Annotated in this window: 4 protein-coding genes; 1 reads left to right on the top strand and 3 read right to left on the bottom strand. The window is 70.2% G+C overall.

Translation table 11 applies throughout. From position 1 onward, the window contains the following. The 3 genes from ACFE99_RS24870 to ACFE99_RS24860 form a co-directional block, all read right to left on the bottom strand. Positions 1 to 724, bottom strand: a 724-nt coding sequence (locus ACFE99_RS24870; RefSeq protein ID WP_375489507.1) for a nicotinate-nucleotide--dimethylbenzimidazole phosphoribosyltransferase, incomplete at its 3' end; no start/stop codon positions are given. Then, positions 721 to 1,257 (bottom strand): bifunctional adenosylcobinamide kinase/adenosylcobinamide-phosphate guanylyltransferase, encoded by a 537-nt coding sequence (locus tag ACFE99_RS24865; RefSeq protein ID WP_375489505.1) that lies wholly within the window; start codon positions 1,255 to 1,257, stop codon positions 721 to 723. The genes ACFE99_RS24870 and ACFE99_RS24865, both read right to left, overlap by 4 nt. 28 nt (positions 1,258 to 1,285) lie before the next feature. Continuing rightward, positions 1,286 to 1,957 (bottom strand): DUF3043 domain-containing protein, encoded by a 672-nt coding sequence (locus ACFE99_RS24860; protein WP_375489503.1) that lies wholly within the window; start codon positions 1,955 to 1,957, stop codon positions 1,286 to 1,288. Positions 1,958 to 2,099: 142 nt separating this feature from the next. On the opposite strand from ACFE99_RS24860, the gene ACFE99_RS24855 reads away from it, so the two are divergent. Beyond that, a partial coding sequence (locus ACFE99_RS24855) for a glycerate kinase (protein ID WP_375489509.1) occupies positions 2,100 to 2,528 on the top strand: 429 nt, incomplete at its 3' end.

The following is a 2,528-nucleotide window of genomic DNA, read 5'->3' as shown; positions in this document are numbered from 1 at the left end:
TCGCCGCGAGATCCGCCCCACCGCAACACCGCAGCAGCCCGACCGGATCGGCGAGCACCGACCGAGCCCGAAATAGGGCGTCGCGCACCGCGACTGTCTTGCGCGCCCAGCCGGCGTCGTCGATCCCCGTCCCGTAGCCGACCACCGCAACCGGCTCGGCGCCAGTCAACGCTGCCACTAAAACCGTTGCCGGCGTGCTGTTTCCGATACCCATGTCGCCGGCGATCAGCAGGTCGGCGCCGGCGTCGACCTCCTCGTCGGCGATCCGGCGGCCGGCTTCGATTGCGGCAGCGGTCTCGTCGTCGGTCAGCGCGTCCTGCACCGCGATATTGCCGCTGCAGCGCCGCACCTTGTATGCGCCGATCCGCTCCGAGAGCGCGTCAGCGTCGACAGCCAGGTCAGCGACTCGCACAGTCGCGCCGGCAACCTCGGCCACCGCGTTGATCGCCGCCCCGCCTGCATCGATGTTGGCCACCATCTGGGCGGTCACCTGCGGCGGGTAGGCCGATACCCCAGACCCTGCCACGCCGTGGTCGCCGGCGAACACTACGACTCGTGCTCGCTGGAATTGCCTTGGCGGGCAGATGCCTTGGCAGGACGCTACCCACACCGACAGATCTTCCAGACGGCCCAGCGAGCCCGGCGGCTTGGTCAGCGTGTCCTGGCGGGTGCGGGAGGCAGCGGCGGCTGCGGCGTCCAGGGGCGGGACAGCAGGGAAGGTCATCGCGTCGCCACCTTGATTGGCACCGGCTGCCCGGCCACCACTAACACCACCCGCTCGCACAATGCGGCCAACCGCTGGTTGAGCGCGCCCAGCTCGTCGGCGAAGCGACGGCCCGACGCGGTGGCCGGCACGACGGACAACCCGACCTCCGGGCTGACCAAGACCAGTGGCCCGTGAAACGCGCGCACCGCGGCGATCACCTCTTCGACGTCGACCGCCACCGATCCGGCGTCCCAGGCGTGCTCGCGATACAGTGTGGCGGCCAGCCAGCCGCCGATGTCGTCGACCAGCGTCGGAGTGTCCGGTGACTGCCGCAAATGTGTAGCGATGTCGTCGGTTTCGACCGTCGACCAGTGGCCGGGCCGACGGCGGCGGTGCTCGGCGACCCGGCGCGACCAGTCTTCGTCGCTGTCGACGGCTGAGCCGGTAGCGACGTAGCACACCGGTTGATCCCGTGGAACGGACTCGGCGATGGCCGCCTCTGCCCACCGGGACTTACCCGATCTGATCCCCCCGAGCACCAGCGTCCGCACTGTAGGTCAGGGATCTTTCCGGCGACAGTTAATCAACACGACTGCCGCGGTTGACCTGAGGCCGGGGGGCCCGCATGCGGCGCAGCTGCGAGGCGCGGCCGAATGCGTACCAGCCCAGCTTCCAGCGGCTTTCGGTGTTACCCGGGAACTTCTCGTCGACTCGGTTGGTGACTTTGCGGCCCAAGAGAATCCCGTCGGCCGCCATCACAACGATCAGGACCATCATCGCCGGCGACATGTACATCTTCAGCTGGGGCACGGCGAACATGAGGAACAGCAGGCCCAGGGTGGCCGGCATGAACAAGCCGAGCGCATTGCGGCGCGCGTCCACTATGTCGCGGACGAACCGGCGGACCGGTCCGCGGTCACGGGGCAGCAAGTAGCCCTCTTCGCCGGCCATCATCCGCTCTCGTCGCTCGGTCATCGCAGCCCGCCGTGCGGCCTTGTCGGCCCGTCGTTCCTCGCGGCTGAGCTTGGCCTTGGCCATCGCCTTTCGCCGGGCCCTGGCCTCCGCGGCGGTCATCGGGGCCGGTGCGACCGGGCCTCGGCGCCTGGCGGTGTCGCGCTTGGGTGTGGGCCGTCCCTTGGGCGCGGTGGTCCGGGACCGGCCGGGCGCGGCCCCAGCGACATCGCTTACCAGCGCCGATTCGACGTCCACCGAAGCATCGTCGCTGTCTTTCTTGCGGCCCAACAGCTTCACAGTGGCCAGGTTACTTCCTGGGCTGCCCCGCTGACATCGGCACCGTCATGCACGGTCGCACGCCCGGCCATACGCTTGCTCAATGAGTGGCTTCGGGGCCGACGTGCGGGGCAGCCCGCCTACAGAAGCCGAGGTGCCGCCTCTGCGGCTGCTGATCGCCACGGACTCATTCGGCGACACCCTGACCGCCGTGCAGGCTGCTGCTGCCATCGCCACCGGCTGGAGCAGGGTCCGTCCCGCCGACCACCTCACCATCGCACCGCAGTCCGACGGCGGCCCGGGCTTTGTGGCGGTGCTGGCGGGCCGGGTGGGGGAGTTGCGCCGAGTGCGGGTCTGCGGCCCGCTGGACGTCGACGTCGACGCCGACTGGGTGTTCGATGCCGGTTCGGCGACCGCATACCTGGAAAGCGCGCAGGCGTGTGGTTTAGCTCTGCTTGGCGGCCCGCCGACAGCGCAGACGGCGTGGTCGGCCCACAGCCGCGGAGTCGGCCAGCTTCTCGCGGCCGCGCTGGACGCCGGGGCGACGCGGATCGTGGTCGGGCTGGGCGGCACCGCGAGCACCGACGGCGGG

It is taken from the genome of uncultured Mycobacterium sp. (genome assembly GCF_964249325.1).
Lineage (GTDB): Bacteria > Actinomycetota > Actinomycetes > Mycobacteriales > Mycobacteriaceae > Mycobacterium.
The sequence above is the reverse complement of the archived record's forward strand: the minus strand, read 5'-3'. Positions and strand labels throughout refer to the sequence as shown.